This is a genomic window from Maridesulfovibrio zosterae DSM 11974, from assembly GCF_000425265.1.
GTDB classification, from domain to species: Bacteria; Desulfobacterota; Desulfovibrionia; order Desulfovibrionales; family Desulfovibrionaceae; genus Maridesulfovibrio; species Maridesulfovibrio zosterae.
This window is the reverse complement of record NZ_AUDC01000010.1, coordinates 759,849-780,997: the sequence shown is the minus strand read 5'-3', so window position 1 is coordinate 780,997 and position 21,149 is coordinate 759,849. Positions and strand designations below refer to the sequence as shown.

General features: G+C 45.1%; 17 protein-coding genes. 4 read left to right on the top strand and 13 right to left on the bottom strand.

Annotated features, from left to right (window positions below; genetic code table 11):
• From H589_RS19125 to H589_RS0104115, 11 genes are all read right to left on the bottom strand, one after another.
• On the bottom strand, positions 1 to 1,710 hold a 1,710-nt coding region (locus tag H589_RS19125; RefSeq protein ID WP_156891629.1), incomplete at its 3' end, for a type VI secretion system Vgr family protein.
• On the bottom strand, positions 1,625 to 2,107 hold the full coding sequence (locus tag H589_RS0104165) for a DUF2201 family putative metallopeptidase (RefSeq protein WP_027720868.1): 483 nt from the start codon (positions 2,105 to 2,107) through the stop codon (positions 1,625 to 1,627). The genes H589_RS0104165 and H589_RS19125, both read right to left, overlap by 86 nt.
• A 9-nt stretch (positions 2,108 to 2,116) precedes the next feature.
• Positions 2,117 to 3,100: an ATP-binding protein gene (locus H589_RS0104160; protein ID WP_027720867.1), complete on the bottom strand. Its 984-nt coding sequence runs from the start codon at positions 3,098 to 3,100 to the stop codon at positions 2,117 to 2,119.
• Positions 3,101 to 3,241: 141 nt separating this feature from the next.
• Entirely contained in the window at positions 3,242 to 3,682 is a 441-nt protein-coding gene (locus H589_RS0104155; protein WP_027720866.1) for a flavodoxin, read from the bottom strand.
• 48 nt (positions 3,683 to 3,730) lie between these two features.
• The gene (locus H589_RS0104150) at positions 3,731 to 4,066 is read right to left on the bottom strand and encodes a hypothetical protein (RefSeq protein ID WP_027720865.1); all 336 of its coding nucleotides are present in this window, start codon (positions 4,064 to 4,066) and stop codon (positions 3,731 to 3,733) included.
• 1,051 nt (positions 4,067 to 5,117) lie between these two features.
• Complete coding sequence (preA, locus tag H589_RS19120; protein ID WP_051249615.1) at positions 5,118 to 6,317, bottom strand: NAD-dependent dihydropyrimidine dehydrogenase subunit PreA; 1,200 nt, start codon at positions 6,315 to 6,317, stop codon at positions 5,118 to 5,120.
• A gap of 61 nt (positions 6,318 to 6,378) precedes the next feature.
• Entirely contained in the window at positions 6,379 to 7,533 is a 1,155-nt protein-coding gene (locus H589_RS0104135; protein ID WP_027720864.1) for an iron-containing alcohol dehydrogenase, read from the bottom strand.
• 2 nt (positions 7,534 to 7,535) lie between these two features.
• Positions 7,536 to 8,870 (bottom strand): aminotransferase class III-fold pyridoxal phosphate-dependent enzyme, encoded by a 1,335-nt coding sequence (locus H589_RS0104130; protein ID WP_027720863.1) that lies wholly within the window; start codon positions 8,868 to 8,870, stop codon positions 7,536 to 7,538.
• A 16-nt stretch (positions 8,871 to 8,886) separates the two neighbouring features.
• Positions 8,887 to 10,107 (bottom strand): YgeY family selenium metabolism-linked hydrolase, encoded by a 1,221-nt coding sequence (locus H589_RS0104125; protein ID WP_035074813.1) that lies wholly within the window; start codon positions 10,105 to 10,107, stop codon positions 8,887 to 8,889.
• Between the two features lie 52 nt (positions 10,108 to 10,159).
• Complete coding sequence (gene hydA, locus H589_RS0104120; protein WP_035074810.1) at positions 10,160 to 11,542, bottom strand: dihydropyrimidinase; 1,383 nt, start codon at positions 11,540 to 11,542, stop codon at positions 10,160 to 10,162.
• 58 nt (positions 11,543 to 11,600) lie between these two features.
• On the bottom strand, positions 11,601 to 13,043 hold the full coding sequence (locus H589_RS0104115; RefSeq protein ID WP_035074807.1) for an NCS1 family nucleobase:cation symporter-1: 1,443 nt from the start codon (positions 13,041 to 13,043) through the stop codon (positions 11,601 to 11,603).
• Between the two features lie 271 nt (positions 13,044 to 13,314).
• Here H589_RS0104115 and H589_RS0104110 point away from each other — a divergent pair, with 271 nt between their 5' ends.
• From H589_RS0104110 to H589_RS0104095, 4 genes are all read left to right on the top strand, one after another.
• Complete coding sequence (locus H589_RS0104110; RefSeq protein WP_211225328.1) at positions 13,315 to 13,911, top strand: helix-turn-helix domain-containing protein; 597 nt, start codon at positions 13,315 to 13,317, stop codon at positions 13,909 to 13,911.
• Between the two features lie 743 nt (positions 13,912 to 14,654).
• Positions 14,655 to 15,656: an extracellular solute-binding protein gene (locus H589_RS0104105; RefSeq protein WP_027720858.1), complete on the top strand. Its 1,002-nt coding sequence runs from the start codon at positions 14,655 to 14,657 to the stop codon at positions 15,654 to 15,656.
• A gap of 5 nt (positions 15,657 to 15,661) precedes the next feature.
• The gene (locus H589_RS0104100) at positions 15,662 to 17,323 is read left to right on the top strand and encodes an ABC transporter permease (RefSeq protein ID WP_027720857.1); all 1,662 of its coding nucleotides are present in this window, start codon (positions 15,662 to 15,664) and stop codon (positions 17,321 to 17,323) included.
• 8 nt (positions 17,324 to 17,331) lie between these two features.
• A complete protein-coding gene (locus H589_RS0104095) occupies positions 17,332 to 18,408 on the top strand; it encodes an ABC transporter ATP-binding protein (protein ID WP_027720856.1) in 1,077 nt (358 codons plus the stop codon).
• Positions 18,409 to 18,472: 64 nt separating this feature from the next.
• Here the strand turns inward: H589_RS0104095 and H589_RS0104090 are convergent, their stop codons facing one another.
• Complete coding sequence (locus H589_RS0104090) at positions 18,473 to 18,943, bottom strand: hypothetical protein (RefSeq protein WP_027720855.1); 471 nt, start codon at positions 18,941 to 18,943, stop codon at positions 18,473 to 18,475.
• Between the two features lies 1 nt (position 18,944).
• Entirely contained in the window at positions 18,945 to 21,077 is a 2,133-nt protein-coding gene (locus H589_RS0104085; protein ID WP_027720854.1) for a SpoIIE family protein phosphatase, read from the bottom strand.
• Between the last annotated feature and the right edge of the window lie 72 nt (positions 21,078 to 21,149).

The following is a 21,149-nucleotide window of genomic DNA, read 5'->3' as shown; positions in this document are numbered from 1 at the left end:
CCCTGCTTTTATGGTAACATTGCCGTCAGATGAGATGGTGATGTCGCCAGTTACTTTCAAGGTCATGGCTCCCTTAACAGTGAGATTGTAGTCACCATCAACAGTTGCTGTGTAGTCAGCTTTGTTGGTTCGCGTTTCAGCATCTTCCACCGTAACACTGCGTGTACCTTTTACATGATGGGTTTCAGTTCCTTTCTGGATGTCCAGAGAACGGTTGCCCTTTTCCAGCGTCAGGGTATCGTCAGCTTTTTTGATGGTAGTAGTACGTTCGTTTTCAATGGTAGTATTCATATCCTTTTGCGCATGAATGAACACTTCCTCCTCACCGGCCTTATCCTCAAAACGCAGCTCATTAGAACCTTGCGCATCCTTGCTGGAATTGGTTTTAATAACTGTACGTGTGGCGTTATCCGGTAGAGTGTAAGGTACAGTCTGGTTTGCATTATAAACCGCTCCCGTAACCAGAGGCTTATCTGGATCACCGTTGATGAAACTGACCACAACTTCATGACCTATGCGTGGCAAAAAAAGTGCTCCATATGCCTTACCAGCCCACGGCTGAGCAACCCGCACCCAGCAGGACGAATTTTCATCCTTTTTACCCTGCCTATCCCAAAAAAAATGCACTTTGATGCGTCCGTACTTATCAGTCCAGATTTCTTCCCCGGCTTTACCTGTGACCACAGCGGTAAGCGGGCCCGGAACTCGCGGTTTTGGGAAGGAACTGACTGGACGATATTTAGTTTCTGCAGGAATGGCGGTAACACCGTATCTGCAATACTCGGTGGAAGCTGAAATAGATAATGCAGTAACGGCCCATTTGGCATTGATATCACGCCGATCATGTTTTGTTACGGTAAAGATTCCACCAGCGCAGAGACCTGATGCAGGAGAGGAAGCAGAGAGGACCTTCTCGTTTGCCTCCAGCCCATCAAGCCGTCTGCCTGCAATGGTTTCACCTGTACTTTTGACGGTATAGCCCGCAGGATATTCATATATCATCCGACTATTTTCCCCCGCAGCTGTAGAAGTAAGGTCTGTATCAGGGGTTTCAAAATTATAATCACCTGTACCGTATTTTCCGGTAATGGAGCGTTGAGAAAGCGAAACATCAGTAATTTGCTTAGCAGGTATATTGCTTACGTTTTTAGCATGAAATGTCAGCGAGTCCGCCTGTTCGCAATCTGCAAAAGTCTCTGCACTATCTGCCAGTACCATGGTATGAGCATTGGCTGTATGGGTAAAAAAATAAAAAATGCCTTCCTCTTCCATCAAGCGGGAGACAAAGGCAAAAGCTGTTTCATTATATTGCACCGTATATTCGCGCGGGTCATAACTTCCTGTAAGCTTATCGCTTATGTCCGTATACCCTGCATCGTTACACACCTTTTTAACTATATCCGGCACGCTCATGTTCTGGAACACTGCGCAGTCTGCCTGCATACTCATAAGCCACAGCCACGGTCGCAGTTCCAGCGTGTAATGCGTTGCTTCAACAGTGCTGAGGCTCATGGTAAAGCGGGTTACCACCCCGTTGATATATCTATCTGATTTTCCGTCCGGCAGTTGAATAGCTACTGAAACGTCCTTACCTACAATTGATTTGAAATCCAGTGCATTATCTTTACTGTGAGCGGAAATGGAATAGGAGAAAGGTTCGGACAGTGATTCCTGTCCGGTTATGGAGTCCAGGGTTACCTTCCTGATCAAATTCTTTATTTAACTCTGTAAAAATATCTTCAGCTGTTTTGCCGTGGTACTTTTCATCATCAAGGTATCCGTCAGGCAAATCAAACCCTGCCTCAAGTAAAATCCAATTAATAGAATGGTCGCAGGCCATATTCCAGATTCGCTCATCACGTCCATTCCTGCGTTTATGATGCTGGCAAGCCGGATGCATTATCGTATGGGCAAGCAATCCCTCCACCTGACTCCCGGATAATTTTTCAATATAATAAGGATTGTAACCAAATGTTTTCCCATCGGTCCATGCGCTGGAAGAAGCTCTATCTTCAACCGGATTCATGCGCAGGCAGAGTGACCCGAAAAATGGCTGGTGCAGCAGAAGATCTGCCCGTGCTTTAAGCAACTTACGCTCAGCTTTCATTAGTACCCCTTAAAATAAAATATCTGAATTAGCGGTTGCCCATGAGACAAAACCTTCGCAATCCACAATAGAGCGCTCTTTTTTAACGGCATTGCGCACCAAAAGCACTGCAAACTCGGCCGGAAGTCGAGCAGCATAAGTCATAATATTTTCTGTATTTTCAAAATTTGCCTTTGATGCAATCGATTCACAAAGGGCATAAATTGTTGCTGGATCTTCTGGAATAGGTGCCTTTGCCGGTGAATTTAAAATGAACTCAGGATCAGGCAAACTCCGGTAGATTTTACTAAAACCAAAAAACTCTGCTGCAGCTCCCTCCCCTACCGTACCTTTAAATAATTCATATTCGACTTCCGGAACAGGGCATGAATGGATAATATTAGATACAAATTCCCACGATCTAGGCGACGGAAAAGCCTTCTCATTACGTGACGGTTCAAAATCATGAAGTAGATTAGGTCTGAATTTAATAAAAGACCGCAACTCTTCAGCAATATCATTTGCTGCAGCCCAATCAAGCCAGTCTGTTACACTGGTCTCAAAATCAAGATGCACAAATCTGTTTGCGAGAGGGGATGGCATGCGATGGGTAACCGCCCTGTCAGACTCTCTGTTACCGGCAGCAATAACAACCCACTCATCTGGCAGTTTATATTCACCGAGTTTCCGGTCCAGCACCAACTGATAGCAGGCAGCCTGAACCAAAGGCGGAGCTGCATTAAGTTCATCCAAAAACAAAATTCCTTTACCCTCTTTAGGCAAAAACGATGGAGAACACCAAGTGGCATCACCTTCATCAGAGATCTTCGGTAATCCACGCAGGTCAACGGGATCAAGAAGCACTGCGCGCAGATCTGTTAACTTATAATTCATGCTTTCCGCTACTTGTCTAACTATCTGACTTTTACCGACACCGGGTGCTCCCCATATAAACACAGGCTGCTTTGATTTTATAAGTGTATACAGAGACTTGGTAACCAGATTAGGTTTCATAAATATTCTCACTTTAAAACTGTTTAATAATAAAATAGATTACAATTATCAAAAAAATGAAAGCGGCATCCACAAAATACCGCTTTCAGCAATTATCCACCAAAAAGCAGGTAGAAATTTTCTCAGCCAGTAGAAAGCAATTTACATTTTAGCCATAACCGTCTTTGTCCACATTGCAACTTCGTCTGAATCAGGATCTCCATCAATTTTCAAAGAATCTGATAAAAGGATCGCTCCAAGCGATTCAGACTTTTCTTCGATAACATCTACAGCACCGCAAAAATATTCATATGAGGAATCACCACATCCAAATACAGCTACATTTTTGCCTGAGAGTCCGGCTTTATCGAGATCTTCATAAATAGGAATAAAATCATCCTGTAGTTCAATCTCCTCATCCCCCCAGGTAGAGCATCCGAGAAAAACAGTCTCATACCCTTCAGCCAGACCATTTACACTGACTTCTGAAGCCCTATGAATATCCACACTGTGATCATTGTCTTCCAGAATTTTAGCGATATCTTCGCCAACACTTTCTGTATTTCCAGTTGTAGAACCATATACAACAAGAATTTTACTCATGCTCACCTCGCATAGAATAAATTTTAAAAAGAATTAGAAACAAACAGCTTACACACTGTCCGGAAAATATTTACCCTTCGCATCGCCAACAAACTCCCAATGGCATGGAGGAATAGTAATATGCATGTCAGCATCAAGCTCAGGGACAGTAAAAAGGAAATATAAATTCTCGGAAGGAGGAACAAAAAACAAATTGCGCTTCATGTGCTGTTTAATCAAAAATTCAGGCAACCTGTGCTTTTCAGCAAGAGACTTGATTCCGAGGCCAATCAAGATCACGGCCTCTTCGGCGAACAAAATATCAAAAAATAAAACTCTGGATGCCTTACGGTTATTTAGTTTAACATCGCCGCCACATCCGCAAAAGGACTCGTCAATGAACATACAATTCTCCTTGACTTATTTTAATTGAAGTTGAGTTTCAATTTCAATTAAAGGTAAAATGTAAGCTTTGTCAACCCTAAAAGTTAAAACATGAAACAGTGCGTAAGCATCGTTATCCAAAACACATCAAGGCAAACATTATATACCAAAACTATTGTCACGAAAGTTTACGGCCAATGCTCCAAATCAAAAATGGGTTTCGGATATTACGTAAATCCCACGAGTGAGGACTTGCTATATCTGGCGATAGTGCAAAAGATTTTTTCCTAGAAAAAGCCATGTCCAACCGAGTTGATGAAAAACTGACGTGTAACACACAGGACATGGCAATCTATAATCGACATCCTGCAGAAGAGGTTATTTCCACTCAGACTGAGCGAATCAGTACACCAGTGAGTCCTTTATTTGAAGATCTTTTACAAAGGAAGCGGCTCTCGTATTTCAGTTATTTTGGGAGACCAACCAAGAGCTAAGAAGACTGCCAGCTCCAGATCGGAAAAAAGGTGATGTGTTCGACAGGATTTATGCCCAAAAACTTGATAAGATCGGCCTTTGGAAGCAATATCCCGGACATTTATTCAAGGCTTATAGTCCAGTTCATGGCCTTTTCCACGCCCTTCTTTGATCCACTTCTTGATCTTTGTCTTTGTTAAGCCACCACTTCTTTTTGCCATAAAAAAGCCGCTTCTGTTAGATCGTATTTTCAATCTAACAGAAGCGGCTTCAGTATACAGCTTTACTGTTGGTTTTATAATATTAATACTCACCTGTAACTATTGTGGGTGAGTAATAAAGTTCTTTACTCAAAGCTTCGGGAGCCCAGTATTTTTAATGAGCAAAATTAGGGTTTGAAAAATAAAGATCTTTACTGAGCAGTACTAATCCTCTTTTCAAGTTACGATTTAAATCGTCCACAAGATTTTTGGGAATTAAAAGCCTAAAAGGCTTGTGATCTTGCTCTATTTTAAATCCTAACAACACATAAAAACACCTTAAATTATTGGTTACTTATCAGTAAAACAATTCGTAATCAGTACTGTATTAAACAGATTTAAGGTCTTGCGCAGGCTCCCCGCATAGACATACTGCCTGTTGGACAAACATGAGTGCACAAGGAACATCCGTCACACTCTTCAGTTTCCAGCAGTATCTCGCGGTTAAGCATTCTGAGAGCACTATAGCCAGAATCAGAACAAGCTATAACACATCTGCCACAGGATACACATTGCTCAGGATCATGCATTACAGTCTGATGTATCCGAGAAAGAGATTCATGGTTGGTGATGGATGGTAGTGCCTTGCCAACTAAATCCATCGCAGATATTTCTTTACGGCCAAGATAATCAGTCAACTGATCGATCATTGTATCTACTATAGCATACCCACGTAGCATAACTTCTGTACACACCTGAACAGTGGTAGAGCCGAGCAGCATATATTCTACCGCATCCTTCCAATCAGAAATTCCGCCGATACCGGAAATTGATTTTACTCCCATCTTGCCAAGCTGAGAAACTATGCGCAGTCCGATTGGCTTAACAGCACGTCCGGAATACCCTCCGTAAGTAGTTTGGCCTTCCACAGCAGGAAGGGGATTGAAATTTTCAATATCAACACCCATCAAGCATTGAACTGTATTAATTGCAGCCAAACCGTCTGCTCCAGCTCGTAAAGCTGCTTCTGCTTGAGGAATCGGAGTCGCAACGTTAGGAGTTATTTTGACCCAAACCGGAACTTCAGCCACATCTTTGACCCATGAGGTTATCTGCTCAACCATCTCTGGATCTTGTCCGATAGCAGCACCTATACCTCTTTCCGGCATCCCGTGAGGACATGAAAAATTTAGTTCAAGCCCGTCACATCCGGCTCCTTGAACATTTTTGGCCATTTCCTGCCACGACTCTTTTTTTATATCAGCCATTATGGAGCCGATAAGTCCATGCTTAGGATATTTCTTTTTTATCGCTTCTATCTCTGGAAGCCAATCGGCTAGAGAACGCTTTGTAACCAGTTCAAAATTTTGAAATCCAAGAACTTTATTTTTATCTTTGAGTGTAGCAAAGCGCGGAGTAACATCCTTGATGTCCATGAAGTCAGGCTTGAGTGTTTTAAGCACTGCACCACCCCATCCGTGATCGAATGCCCGCATTATATTTTCCCCGTATGCTGTCGGTGGTGCCGAAGCAAGCAAAAAGGGATTGGGAAAAGTTATGCCGTTCTGGGTAACGGAAAGGTCGATAATTTTACTCATACTTAAACCTCTGAGACATTGACCCGGGAGTAAAACCCGGGTCATGATTATTTCTAAACGGTTATGAGCCAAGAATAGAAGAATATATTGATATTACGTCGCTTAATATTGGTTTTCTCGGATTATTAGCGGTGGAACCTGAAGCAATTGCGTCTTCTGCCAGTGCTTCAAGATCGTTTTCTGTAACTCCGTATTCAGCCAGTGTTGCGGGTAACCCCGTTTCGGAGAATATTTCAAACAGCGATTCAACTCCGACAACAGCTCCTTCACGAGGGCTAAGCCCATCTGTATTTTCACCGAGAGCTGAAGCAACATCTTTAAGCTTTTCAGGGCAGGCCAGACGATTATAATCCATAACTGCTGGTAGCAGCATAGCATTTGCTTTGCCATGTGGGATCGAGAAGTTAGCCCCCAGTGGCCGAGACATGGAATGAACTAGCGCCACCGAGCTGTTTGAAAAGGCAAATCCTGCATGTAGTTGTCCTAAAAGCATAGCTTCTCGGGCAATAATATTTTCTGGATCTGTCACAGCTTTAATCAAATTTCCGCCGATAAGCTCGATTGCTTTAATGGCATGAATGTCTGTCAAAGGCATAGCCCTGCGTGATATATATGCCTCAATCGCGTGAGTTAGAGCATCCATTCCTGTCGCAGCAGTCACGCCTGCAGGCATAGTCAAAGTCAGTTCAGGGTCGAGCAAGGCCGCCTTAGGGATGATTCCATCTCCACCAACAAGCATTTTTAGTTTGCGTTCAGTGTCTGTGATTACGGTAAAACGGGTTACTTCACTGGCGGTACCTGCCGTAGTGGGGATAGCAATAAGCGGCATCCCGTGTTTATGAGGTTTAAATCCTTCATAATCCTGAATTTCACCTTTATTTGTTAGTAATAGTGAAATTGCTTTTGCCGCATCAAGAGGGCTCCCTCCGCCAAGAGCTACGATAACATCGCATCCCTTTTCTCTGGCAAAAGTAACCCCTTTGTTCACAGTACTAACACTTGGATCTTGCTCTACTTCAGCGAAAAGAACAGGAAGAACCCCTGACTCCTTCAATGAAGCTGATACCTTGTCTAGCATTCCTGTTTTAGCGGCAGAGGATTTACCTGTTACAACCAGAGCCGTAGTTCCGTACTTGGCACATTCTTCACCTACGGAGTTAACACTGCCGCAACCAAAGATGATTCTTCCAGGAGCTTGGAAAATTTGCATGCTCATATTTATTTCTCCAAAGCTGCATCAGCTATTTTAAGAGCTTCAGATATGCAGGAAAGACCTTTGAGAAGTTCTTCCTTGGTAATAACTAATGGAGGAGTAATGAAAATGAAATTCCAGCGCACGAACATAGTAACGCCGAGTTCTTTCATTTTGGCAGCAACTTCACCCATCACGCCGGGAGCACCATTCCATGGAACAAGAGGTTCACGGGTTTCACGGTCTTTAACGGTTTCAATACAGGCGAAGAGGCCTTTTACGCGTACATCGCCGATACTTGGATGTTTTTCCTTCATGGCAAGGAGTTCTTCTTTAAGTACTTCTCCTAAGGCTGCCGAGTTCTCAACGATCTTTTCTTCTTCGTAGGCCTCTATGGTTGCCAGAGCAGCGGCACAGGAAACAGGATGACCTGAATAAGTTAATCCGCACCAAAGCATGTTGCTTTCATACCAGTCGGCAATTTCCTGCGATACACAGGCTACACCCAGCGGAACGTAACCGGAGTTAACGCCTTTAGCCATGGTGATAATATCCGGTTTAATATCGAAATTCTCAAAGCCGAACATTTTACCAGTGCGTCCGAACCCTGTCATGACCTCATCACAGATAAGGAGCATGTCGTTGCGATCGCAGATTTCGCGTAATTTTTCCATGTATCCAGCCGGCGGCACAAAAACACCATTGGTACCTGTGATAGATTCAACAAGGACAGCTGCGCAGGTATCCTTATTTTCATAACCGATTATTTCTTCAAGATGGGTAGCACATTCCATTTTGCAGTCAGGGTATTTATGACCGAACGGACAGCGGTAGCAATATGGATCAAAGAAACGGACAACCCCGGGGATACCCGGCTCTACAGGGGGTCTGCGAGGATCACCACTTAGCGAAATAGCTCCGTAGGTAGCTCCGTGGTAAGAACGGTAGCGTGAAAAAATCTTAGTTTTTCCGGTAAAGGCACGGGCCATCTTGATTGCATTTTCATTGGCGTCAGCTCCGCCGATAGTGAAGAAACACTTTCCAAAATTATCAGGAAGAAGTTCGATAATTTTTTTAGCCAGTTTACCTCGGGTTTCATTGGCGAATTGAGGTCCAATAAAACAAATATCATCAACCTGATCTTTGATGGCCTGTTGTACCTTGGGATGATTGTGGCCTATATTCAGGTTGACTAACTGTGAACCGAAATCCATATACTTTTTACCAGTTTCGTCCCAGTAGTAGATTCCTTCACATCCGGTAACAAGGACTGGGGAAAGCTTTTCCTGAACTGACCAGGAATGCATCATATACTTCCGGTCATTTTCCTTAGCTTCTTTATATCTTTCTTCATCAGTCATTTTAGATCTCCCCCAATTAACCAGCTATTTTTATGGCAATTGCAGCATTACCTGCTACAGCTTTGACAATATTGTCCACTTTACAGCAATCGTAAGGAGTATGAGCGTACTCTTCTTCCATGGGAGAATATCCAATGGAAGGAATGCCCATCACACCAGTTATGTGTGATGCATCAGTACCAAAGTCCCACTTGCCGAATCCTGGTTTTTGACCGATGGCATTTAGAGCTTCAACACATTTAACAACCATGGCATCATCTTCTTCAATGGCCCATGGATTCATATATTTTTCGCAATCAGCGGAAATTCCCTTGTATGAAGTTTCACGAACTGTTCTAACATTGACTTCTGCCTTGAAGTCAGGGTCAGCAGCGGCAAGACGATCTAAAATTTCCTGAATCTGTCCTATCGCATCTTCCTTGGTCTCTCCGCGAATTAAACGTCGATCAAGGGCAACAGTGCAGACATCTGGTATAATGGATAAAAAGCCAGGTTTACAATCTATGATGGTTAGTGCCAGAGATGCTTGTCCAAGGAATTTATCTTCAGGCAGATTCTCGTAAAGTTTCTGCACTTCTTCAATGACAGGCATCATTTTGTAGACAGCGTTCACACCGCGCCAAGGAGCAGAACCGTGGCTGGTACGGCCTTTGGTTGTAACTTCCATTTCAATGCGTCCGCGATGTCCAAGATAAAGGTTCATCGAGGTTGCTTCAGAGGATATCATGGCATCGAAAGTTATATCGCGTTCCTTAAAAGTATTATTACAAAGGTAGGCCATGCCGTACATCTCGGCAGGTTCTTCCTGGACAACTCCGGTGTAAATAAAATCACCTTTGAGCTGAACTCCTGCCTTTTTAAGTAGTGCACCTGCATAAATCTGAGCAGCCATGCCTGATTTTACATCAGATGCGGCGCGTCCATGAACATAACCGTCTACAATTTCACCGCCGTAGGGATCATACTTCCAGTTGGAAAGATCACCCGGGTCAACGTGGTCCATGTGGGAGTTGTACATAACACTGGGGCCGGAACCGTCGCCTTTGATGATTCCAACTACATTACCTATGTCATCAATAAAAACTTCATCGTAGTCGAGCTCTTTCATCTTCTCTACGGTCAATTTCGCTAAAGTTTCCTCCTCACCACTGATTGAAGGAGTCTGAATAAGTTTCTGAGTGAAAGCGATTACATCATCGCGCATAGATTCTGAAAGTTCATTAAATTTACTTAGCATGATAATTTCTCCTAGAATATTGTATTGTTAAGATGGTCTATAGAATTTGTTTTTATAAAATTATTGGTGCGCCGCGCTTAATAAAGCCTCCTTTACCTTTTTCGCCAACCCATTTTTGGTTGTCGACAATAAGCTTGCCACCGGAAATAGTTGAAACAGGTCGTCCAGGAACGTTAATCCCTTCAAATGTTGTGTAATCGACATTCTCGTGCAGTTCGGCGTGATTAATAGGGCCATTTTTTTCAGGATCAAAAATGCAGATATCAGCGTCTGCTCCCGGAGCTATGACACCTTTTTGCGGGTACATTCCCATAATTTTTGCCGGATTAGTTGAAGCAATTTCGACCATTTTGTTTAAAGAGTAACGACCTTCAACAACTCCTTTATAGAGCAGAGACATACGCGGTTCTACTCCTGGGGCTCCGTTAGGTATTTTCGTAAAATCATCTTTGCCCATTTCCTTTTGTCCCTTGAAATCAAAAGGACAATGATCAGTAGCAACAGTCTGAAGGTCGCCATTTTTAAGAGCGTTCCAAAGTGGAGCCTGATTCTCCGCAGCGCGTAGAGGTGGGCTCATCACGTATTTGGCCCCATTGAAATTTGGTTCTTCATAATTATCTGTTGAAAGATAGAGATATTGCGGACAAGTTTCAGCCATGACTGAAGCTCCGGCTTTGCGCGCACGAACCACTTCTTCCAGAGATTCGCTACAGGTCAAATGTACAACGTACAATGGGCCGTCTGTTATCCTCGCTAACTTGCAGGCGCGTCCTGTAGCTTCTCCTTCAGCTAGTGGAGGTCGGGCAGCAGCATGATATTTTGGCGCTGTTTTACCTTCGGCCAGAAGTTCGCCAATATTATTCACAACAACATCATTATTTTCAGCATGCACGCAGACCAGTCCCCCGTTATCCCGGGCGACCTTGAGTGCTTTTAGAAATGTTCCGTCCGAAACGCGTAATCCGTCATAAACCATGAAAAGCTTAAAGCTGGGATATCCCTGTTTAATGATTTCAGGCATCTCACTTAAAATCTCGTCAGTCATATCTGTTATCGCTACGTGAAAAGCATAGTCGATGCAGGACTTACCATCAGCTTTTGCATGCCATCCATCAAGAGCTTCTCGCAGGGACTGCCCTTTGCCCTGAATACAAAAATCTACAATTGACGTTGTGCCGCCATGTGCTGCGGCAATGGAACCGGTTTCAAAAGTGTCTTTGGAAGTCGTTCCGCCAAAAGGCATTTCCATATGGGTATGAACATCTATTCCACCTGGTAGAATATATTTCCCTGAACAGTCGATAGTCTTTATTGCTTTGCAATCAAAGCTGTCACTTAAAGCAGCAATCTGTCCGTTTTTAATAGCCACATCAGCTTTGAAAGTGTCAGAGGCTGTTACAACCAATCCGCCTGTGAGAATAATATCGTATGTCATTTGAAGTCCTTTTATTGGCCTGCGGCATTAAAGACGCAGGCCAGTTATCTTACAGGGGTTAATAAGCTTCAGCTACGCGTCTTTCTTGTTTCATAAGGGCTACGTAGGATACTCCTGAAGTAAAGAACCCTACGAACCATGCATAATTATAAAGAAAGGACAAAGATGGAACTACTAATCCAATGAGGCCCATTAAAATTCCGGCTCCCATGGCGATAAATGCTTTTACGTTGTATCCATTACCATAACTGTAGATACCGTCTTCAACAAACATCTGGTCTAAATCAATTTCACGATTCCGTATGATGAAATAATCGGCAAGCATGATTGCACAGATAGGACCGAGTAGTGCAGAATAACCAACGAGCCAGCCGAAAATATATGATCCAAAATCAGAAAGAAGTTTCCAAGGCATCATGGCAATGCCGATAATTCCAGTGATTAATGCGCCACGTTTAAAGTCAATTATCTTAGGGGCAATGTGTGCAAAGTCATAGGCAGGAGAAACAACGTTTGCAGCTATATTAGTAGTAAGAGTTGCAAGTGTTACACAAAGTGTTCCAATGATAACCAGCAGAGGACTATCGAACTGTTTTACGATTTCGACCGGATCCCAAATTGCTTTACCAAAGATTATTACTGTAGCGGATGCGGTCAGGATAGCTATCAGTGCAAAACAAGTCATAGAGAAAGGCAGTCCGATAGACTGGCCGATTATTTGATCTTTCTGCGATTTTGCAAATCTGGTAAAATCTGGAATATTAAGAGAAAGAGTCGCCCAGAATCCGATACAACCTGTTAGAGATGGAATGAAAACAGGCAAGAATTCACCGAGACTGTGAAACTTGGAAGGCTGAGACATAATTGGCCCGAATCCGCCGGCATGAGTTACCGCCCAGACAAAAAGTCCTACAGCGAAGACAAGAAGTAAAGGAGCTGTTAAGTGTTCAAATTTCTTGACGGCATCCATCCCTCTATAGACGATAAAGATATTAAGGAACCAGAAGAAAAAGAAGCTAATCCATATATTAAAGGAAATAGAGTCCCAGCCTGGGATAACAAGCGCGAAAAGCGCATTTAACGCCGCGCCACCGATCCATGTCTGAATTCCGAACCAGCCACAAGCCACAAGAGCTCTAGCAAGTGCCGGGATGTTTGCTCCCTTAGTTCCAAATGGTGCTCTGCAGAAAACAGGAAAGGACAGGCCGTAGCGAACCCCGATGCGTCCGTTTAGAAGCATTGGGATCAAAATGATGGCATTTCCGAGCAGTACGGTAAATGTTGCTTGAGACCAGCTCATACCTGCAGCAATAAAACCTGCTGCCATAAGATATGTAGGGACACAGAAGCTCATTCCCATCCAGAGTGCTATATAACTGTATATAGTCCATGTTCTGTTCTTAATACATGTAGGGGCAAGGTCTTCATTATAGAGAGGACTGTCTGAACAATCTCGCGTCAGCTCAACCATGGTTTCATCAAAAGGACTTTTTTTACTCATTTTCCCTCCAGTAGGTGTATTCATATTCAAGTCTCTTGAACGATTTGCAAGCGGTATGCCATAATCTGATAAACACCGTATATTAGGCATAATTGTAAATTAGCCTTACTATACTTATAAAAAATAAGTGAAAATATTTACATAAATGATAAGTATACACTCTATTATGACAAAAATGGACTTACCTTTTTGTCACAAAATGTTACTTGCATTGTCTGAATGTTAAGTTATATTCAAGTCACATGAATGATAAACCTACATAGGAATGTATATGCCCAAAACAAGTGAAAACGGAAACTTAAGTAGTAAGGAAGATGCTAGCTTCGGCGTGCGTATCAGACACAGACGCATGATGATGGGGCTGAAGATGGCTGAACTCGCAAAGAAATCAGAGTGTTCGGAAAGCATGATTTCCAAAATTGAAAACGGAAAGGCCAGCCCGTCACTGAAAGCGTTGCAGCGTATTGCAATAGCTCTGAATACAAATGCCGCTGCACTTATTGCCGATGGTGAAGATGAAACTATGATCATCCGTGCTTCAGAGCGGCCAAAACTTACCATTTCATCCACGCGTTCTAAAGAAGGGATTGTTATGGAAGCTCTGGCCCCGCATTCCGTAAACAGATTACTTCAGGCCAATATTCATGTAGTCCAGCCAGGAGCGAGCACAAACGGCACGTACAAGCATGAGGGAGAAGATTTAGGCTATGTCTTAGAGGGAACTCTTGAGCTGATTGTAGATGACGCAACATATATTTTAAATGAAGGGGATTCTTTTGTGTTCAGATCTGAATTGTCACATGGATATTCCAACCCCGGCAAAACTGTCACCCGCGTTCTATGGGTGAATACCCCACCATCTTTTTAAACACACTCAGTAAAAAGAATGAACAATTGTATTTAAGAAAGAAAGATGATGTGATCGCCGTGATTTGTGACTGAAAACTCGATGATACCTGCCTTTGGAAGCAACATCTCGAACTCGCAGCCATGGAGAATAGACTGGCCCGCGACCTTCACCACGCCCTTCTTTGATCCACTTATTTTTCCATAAAAAAGCCGCTCCTGTTTTAGATCGTATTTTAATCTAACAGAAGCGGCTTTAGTTTACTTTTTTATTACTCAGTAAAGATCTTTATTACTCACCCACAACTATTGTGGATTAAAAATAAAGTTTGTCCAAAAAAGGCCTCAAAACTCAAATCAAAAACCACTAATTGAAAATTAGCTTGTCAATTTTGCTAAAAATTTACCTTCAATTTTCAACTATTTTGGACAATCTATTTTTCATCTTTCCGTGAAACTGGAGGCGCTGCCCTTAAATTGGCAACTTGAACCAAGCATCATTGACTAAAACTTTTTCAAAATATTTTATACAAAATTTCAGCTCCTTAGTCATTCAGGACTATCGAAATCATACTATTTTGGTATAATTTTTACAAAATCAGGATTAAGCCACCACAAAACAAATCTTATAAACACCTAATAATACTAGATATAGCATTCAAAGCGACCACTTACTCGCCTATCTTGACATAATTCCATACCGTCATTATCTGTTATTGAAATTCAATTTCAAAGTCATAACAAAACCATTTAGGGAGAAAAATAATGAAAAAACTGATTACCCTTGCCATCACAGCAATTATGGTCACCGCGTGGTCCGCAGCAGCATTTGCTTCTGAAGTAGTTGTCTACTCCGCGCGCAAAGAACACCTCATCAAACCTCTTTTCGAAGCCTACACCGCTGAAACCGGAGTTAAGGTCAAATACATCACCGGTAAAGCTGGTGCCCTGCTCGAACGCATCAAGGCTGAAGGCGCAAACACCCCGGCAGACCTTTTCATCACCGTTGATGCCGGTAACCTCTGGCATGCTGCCAACGAAGGCGTGCTGGCCCCGGTGAAATCCGCAACACTTGAAAAGAATGTCCCCGCCCACCTGCGTGATCCTGAAAACCGCTGGGCCGGACTTTCCGTGCGTGCCCGCACAATCGTTTACAACAAAAACAAAGTTAAGCCCGAAGAACTCAGCACCTACGAAGCACTTGGCGATGCTAAATGGAAAGACCGCCTCTTGCTCAGAACTTCCAAAAAGGTATACAATCAGTCCCTCGTAGCATCTTTCATCGCGGAAAAAGGCGCAGCTGAAACCGAAAAAATCGTCAAGTCATGGGTTAACAACATGCCTGTGACACCATTTTCCAGCGACACCAAAACCCTTGAAGCAATTGTTGCCGGAGTGGGTGATGTGGCTGTGGTCAACACCTACTACTTCGGTCGTCTGCTCAAGAAGAATCCCGACCTGCCCCTCGCGATTTTCTGGCCCAACCAGAAAACCAGCGGTGTGCATGTGAATGTTTCCGGTGCAGGCGTTACCGCCCATGCCAAGCATAAGGAAGAAGCCGTCAAACTCCTTGAATGGCTTTCCTCTGCAAAGGCACAGGGCAAGTTCGCTTCCCTGAACATGGAATATCCCGTTAACCCCGAAGTTAAGCCCGATCCTATCGTAGCTGCATGGGGAGAATTCAAGGAAAATCCCATGAATGTCTCCAAATACGGTGAATATCAGGCCGAAGCTATCAAGCTTATGGATCGCGCCGGATACAAATAAAAAGTATGGCTCAAGAGATTACCCACAATACCGCCGGGGGAAAGCCTCCAGTCTCCCGGCGGATGAACATTCGCATCAAGTCTCCGGCATGGTTCGCCCTTGCCGGAGCACTTGCGCTTGTTGCCGCCGCACCATTGCTGGTTATTCTAAGCTTTCTGCTTTCGCCCAATCCAGAAATATGGTCACATCTGGCTGAAAACGTACTCTCTACCTTAGCCGTAAACACTGTCCTGCTGCTCATCTGTATCATTCCGCTTACTGCCTTCAGCGGTGTGGGGCTGGGCTGGCTGACCGGAGCCTGCGAATTCCCCGGACGTAAATTTTTCTCATGGGCGCTGGTACTGCCCTTTGCCATTCCCCCCTACGTATTCGCCTTTGTCTACCTTGGAATATTCGACTTCACCGGCCCCGTGCAGTCATTTATCAGGTCAATATTTCCCGCAATAGGGTTTATCGATATCCGCAATTTCGGCGGTGTTTCGCTGATCCTTTCCCTTGCATTCTACCCCTACGTCTACCTCATGAGCCGTAGCGCGTTCATGACTCAGGGACGTACTGCCATTGAAGCTGCCCGCACACTGGGTCTTTCCCCGTCGAGAGCATTCTTTAAAGTCGCATTGCCCATGGCCCGCCCGTTCATTGCCGCCGGACTAGTGCTGGTCTGCATGGAGAGCCTTGCGGATTTCGGCGCGGTTTCCATCTTTAACTACGATACTTTCACCAATGCCATCTACAAGGCCTGGTTCGGCATGTTTTCCCTTGAAAGCGCGGCCCAACTTTCCTCGATCCTCGCAATTATTGTCCTCACTGCACTGGTGGCTGAACAAAAAATGCGCTCCAGAATGCGCTATACCGAAGCGGGGAGAAGCAATAAAACTGATCGGCTCCAGCTTTCCGGGCCATGGAAATGGCTGGCCTTTGCGAGCTGCTCGATGATGTTCTTTCTGGCCTTTGCATTGCCGTGCATCAAGCTTTTGCAATGGGGATTTGAAGCCATTGAAAGCGATCTTGGGCGTTACCTTGAATACGGACTGAACACCCTGCTGCTGGGACTTGCCGGAGCAGCCATCACCACAGCTGCCGCTCTGGCCCTTTCCTTTGCCAAAAGGAATGATCCCGGTCCGCTCATGAACTGGTCCAGCCGCATTGCCACCCTCGGTTATGCATTGCCCGGAACAGTGCTCGCGGTAGGAATATTCATTCCTGCGGCATGGCTGGACAGTACCCTCGCCACCGTGTTCAAGCCCTTGGGAATCGACAGCAGCAACATGATTCAAGGTTCGCTGGGATTGATGATTGCGGCCTACGGAATACGCTTCCTTGCTGCCGGATTCGGAGCGGTAGACAGTGCCATCCAACGCATCACCCCTTCAATCGGCGAAGCCGCCCGCACCTTAGGCGCAACCGGGATGAACATGCTGCGCCGGGTCTACATGCCCATGCTGAAAAAAGGATTGTTCACCGGGGCAATTCTGGTGCTGGTGGATGTGATGAAGGAAATGCCCATCACTTTAATGATGCGTCCCTTCGGCTGGGATACTCTGGCGGTAAAAATTTATGAATACACTTCCGAAGGGGAATGGGAGCTTGCGGCTGTTCCGGCTGTAATTCTCATCCTTGTGGGCCTGTTCCCGGTAATACTGCTGACCAGACAGATGGACAAATAGGAGCCACCATGACTGCTCTTTTAAAAGTTAAAAATATAGATAAATTTTATGATCAATTCCACGCGGTAAAAAACGTGACCTTCTCCCTTGAAGAAGGGGAAATCGGCTGCTTGCTCGGTCCCAGCGGATGCGGCAAGACCACCTTGCTCAGAACCATCGCAGGATTCGAAGACATTGCCGCAGGTTCAATCATCATCGCAGACAAACTCGTGGCAGGACAAAGGACTGTTCCTCCAGAGAAACGCAATATTGGAATGGTCTTTCAGGACTACGCCCTCTTCCCGCATCTTAAAGTTGGAGAGAACATCGCTTTCGGAATTGAGGAACTGCCCCCAGCTGAAAGAAGTAAACGCATTGATGACTTGTTAAGAACAGTAGAACTTGATGGATCAGGCGACAAATACCCGCACGAACTCTCAGGAGGTCAGCAGCAGCGGGTAGCCCTTGCCCGCGCCCTTGCGCCGGAGCCGAAACTGCTACTTATGGACGAACCATTCTCCAACCTTGATGTTGCCCTGCGCGAGACACTATCCACCGAAATCAGGGAAATTCTGAAAGACCGTTCCATCACGGCTCTCATGGTCACTCACAACCAGAACGAAGCCTTTGCCATGGCAGATAAAGTCGGCGTGCTTTCCTGCGGCAGTATGCAGCAGTGGGACACCCCCCATTCCATATATCATCATCCGAGCAATCCGGTGGTGGCAGGTTTTGTGGGTGAAGGCGTATTTATTGATGCAGAAATTGTCGAGGGCAATACCATCAAATGTGCCTTGGGCGAATTGCAATCAGATTTCAAGCTGAATCTTGAATCCGGCACACAGGCAAAGCTGCTTATCCGGCCCGAAGACGTTATTCATGATGACGACAGTCCTTACGGTGCAGAAATTATTGCAAAAACATTCCGTGGCCCGAACATACTCTACAAGCTAAAGCTCGATAATGGCGAAGAGATTCTTTCACTGGTTCCCAGCCATCATCAGCATGCAGTAGGGCAACGCATCGGGATCTATCAAGAAGTTGAAGACCTTGTTCTTTTTCCTGCTGACAGCAGTTTGGATGAAGTGGAACACTGTCCGGTCTAAACAAGAAAGGCAGCCCTCCATACCCGGAAGGCTGCCTTTTCAATCCTTAAGCAATCAGCAGGAACTACATGCCTGAGATTCCCTTAACTTCTTCAAGGGACTTCTCCATCTTCTCAAGACCGCTGTCCATCATCTGATAACCTTTGCTGTCCCCTTTCTTAACCAAGCCCATACCTTTCATCATTTCCATCATGCCCTTGTTGGCGTGGCCCATGGAGCCTTTGACCATGGAGTGATGCTTGCCGCCCTCAGCACCTTTTTCGATCATCTTCATACCGTTATGCATGGGCATCATTTCTTTGTTCATGAATCCCATACCTTCTTTCATGGTGGCGGGATCATGCATCAGCTTTGCCCCGTGCTTCATGTGAGCCAGACCTTTTTCCATCATGCCGATACCGTCATGCATGGAGCCTTTCATTTCCCCTTTCCCATGCCCACCGTGACCGGAATGGTCCATATCCATGGCGAAAACCGCGCTGGACATTACGAGAATAAGGGCAACTATTGCGCTGATGTTAAAAATCTTCTTCATGTTACAACTCCTCTGGCGTGTTGTTTTCTTTTTTTATGACCACCACGGTCAGATCATCTTCCTGTTTACTTCTTCCGGTAAAATCCTGCACAGCAGCAAAAATACCGGATACAATAGACTCTGCTGAAGAATTTTTCTTCAAATTGATCAAATCCCACAGCCGTTGCTTACCGAAAAATTCCCCATTCTTATTAGATGCTTCCCAGATACCGTCAGTCCCCAGAACAAGGATCTGTCCCTCTTCAAGGTCTGCGCAGCAATTCTCGGAATATTCCACATCTTCAAAAGCCCCGAGGACAATCCCTTCACCTTCAAGACGGATGAAATCTTTCTCTGCGGGATCGAAGATAAGTCCCGGCTCGTGTCCGGCCCGGACCCAGCGCAATTCACTTTTGGCGGGATCAAGCTCAACCATAAGCATGGTCATGAACTGTCCCGTCTTGTAGGTATCCTGCGCTACAAGGCTGTTTACATCGCTGATGATCTCGTCCAGCTGACCGCCGCTAAGTGTACGTGCCCGTAAATAACCTCGCACCGACCCCATAAGCATAGCTGCCGGGACGCCGTGCCCGCTCACATCACCGATGGCAATACGCATATTCTCACCGTCGCGGTCAGGACGGATGTAGTCGAAATAGTCACCGCCAAGTTCATCACAATACCTGCTTTCGCCATAGATATCGTATCCTCTAATGTGCGGGGAATGTTGCGGCAGCAGATTGGTCTGGACTTCCATAGCCACATCAAGGGCACTCTTTATTTCAATATGCTCCCTGAGTGCTGGAGCCATGGAGTTAAAATCACGGGCCAGCTCACCCACCTCATCTTCGCCTGCAACTTCAACCCGGGCGGAAAAATCACCGGAGGAGATGCGCTTCACTCCCCGCGCAAGAATCATAATATTTTCAGTAAATCTTCTGGAAAGCAGGAAGGCGAGCACCGAGACCAGCACGACAACAATAATCAATACGAAAACCGTGTGCAGGTACTGATTGTTAATTGCCAACTGAACGTAGGATTTTGCTTTATTTGCCGGGGCAACAACATCATCGTGAGGAAGTATCAAAACCAAGGAAACGCCACGTTTATCCGGTGCGGAAAAGGCCCAGAGACTGTCGCGTCCATTATACGGCATACTCAGCACGCCGGACTTTCCACTCTCCAAAAACTTACGAAAGCGGGAAAACAGAGTTGCGTCTGTTGAAGAAAGAAGCATCTGCGTGGAAGGAGGTTCCCACATATGCATCATGCTCTTTCGGCTGGAAGCGGCTACTTCCTTGGCCACTACTTCAACACCGCTGGTTCCATTGCCGTTCGGTTCGAGATGGACCAACAGGGAATCAATATTATGTGAAAAAACATCAAGATGATTGTAGCCATGCAGGAGAGTATCAAGGGGAACATCAATGGAAACACTCCCGACAGCATCTCTATCTACAAAGACACCTAAAGAAGCTGTAAGAATAGTCCGCCCGGTAAGAATATCCTTCTGAGGAAGTGACCAAGTTGGGACGGTACTTCCATTGATAACCGAAACGGTCTTATGCATGTTCATCCTCATTCCGGTTGTTGCCGGATAAGTAAGACTTTCCCCGGAATTAAATACCGCCCTGATCCACAAGGTCAGCTCAGGGCTCTTCAACTCCACGGCCTTTAGTAAAGGCAGCACGGCATCGGAAGTTCCGTAAGGCAGCATTGCATTCTGATCAGAACCTCCGTCCGCATTGTAGCGAACCGCATCAAAATCAAGAACATATGCCCCATGCATCATGGTTTGATCGCGCTGCTCATACTTTTTTTCCAAGCGCTCAATATCTCCCTGCCCGGCACTGCTGCCCAGAAAAACTTCAGGAAGGCTGAACTCATTGCCGTCTTCGATCCATGCGGAAAACTCGGCTGAAATTTGCTGCAAATTAAGTTCTACGATCCTGCGCTGCTTGGACAGGACGCGGGCATGATCTTCCACCAGCCTTTTGAGTTCTACACTGCTTTTACTGACCAGCTCCCGGCGCACTTCCTCTCCAACGTTATCGGAAAGGGAACGCAAGGAATCAAGCACCCCGGCCTGAACAAGAACAAGGGGAAATATGGATACCGTAAGCAGAAGCAGGAGCAATTTAAACCGTATCTTCATGAAGCGACCTTTTTAATGGGATTATCTCTGACTTGGAATTCTATCAGCATCCAGAGTACACTTTTTAAAGCT

Coding starts and splice junctions, on each gene's coding strand:
- H589_RS0104165 (WP_027720868.1), bottom strand. CDS start 2,107: ATGAAAGCTGAGCGTAAGTTGCTTAAAGCACGGGCAGATCTTCTGCTG.
- H589_RS0104160 (WP_027720867.1), bottom strand. CDS start 3,100: ATGAAACCTAATCTGGTTACCAAGTCTCTGTATACACTTATAAAATCA.
- H589_RS0104155 (WP_027720866.1), bottom strand. CDS start 3,682: ATGAGTAAAATTCTTGTTGTATATGGTTCTACAACTGGAAATACAGAA.
- H589_RS0104150 (WP_027720865.1), bottom strand. CDS start 4,066: ATGTTCATTGACGAGTCCTTTTGCGGATGTGGCGGCGATGTTAAACTA.
- preA (WP_051249615.1), bottom strand. CDS start 6,317: ATGAGTAAAATTATCGACCTTTCCGTTACCCAGAACGGCATAACTTTT.
- H589_RS0104135 (WP_027720864.1), bottom strand. CDS start 7,533: ATGAGCATGCAAATTTTCCAAGCTCCTGGAAGAATCATCTTTGGTTGC.
- H589_RS0104130 (WP_027720863.1), bottom strand. CDS start 8,870: ATGACTGATGAAGAAAGATATAAAGAAGCTAAGGAAAATGACCGGAAG.
- H589_RS0104125 (WP_035074813.1), bottom strand. CDS start 10,107: ATGCTAAGTAAATTTAATGAACTTTCAGAATCTATGCGCGATGATGTA.
- hydA (WP_035074810.1), bottom strand. CDS start 11,542: ATGACATACGATATTATTCTCACAGGCGGATTGGTTGTAACAGCCTCT.
- H589_RS0104115 (WP_035074807.1), bottom strand. CDS start 13,043: ATGAGTAAAAAAAGTCCTTTTGATGAAACCATGGTTGAGCTGACGCGA.
- H589_RS0104110 (WP_211225328.1), top strand. CDS start 13,315: ATGCCCAAAACAAGTGAAAACGGAAACTTAAGTAGTAAGGAAGATGCT.
- H589_RS0104105 (WP_027720858.1), top strand. CDS start 14,655: ATGAAAAAACTGATTACCCTTGCCATCACAGCAATTATGGTCACCGCG.
- H589_RS0104100 (WP_027720857.1), top strand. CDS start 15,662: ATGGCTCAAGAGATTACCCACAATACCGCCGGGGGAAAGCCTCCAGTC.
- H589_RS0104095 (WP_027720856.1), top strand. CDS start 17,332: ATGACTGCTCTTTTAAAAGTTAAAAATATAGATAAATTTTATGATCAA.
- H589_RS0104090 (WP_027720855.1), bottom strand. CDS start 18,943: ATGAAGAAGATTTTTAACATCAGCGCAATAGTTGCCCTTATTCTCGTA.
- H589_RS0104085 (WP_027720854.1), bottom strand. CDS start 21,077: ATGAAGATACGGTTTAAATTGCTCCTGCTTCTGCTTACGGTATCCATA.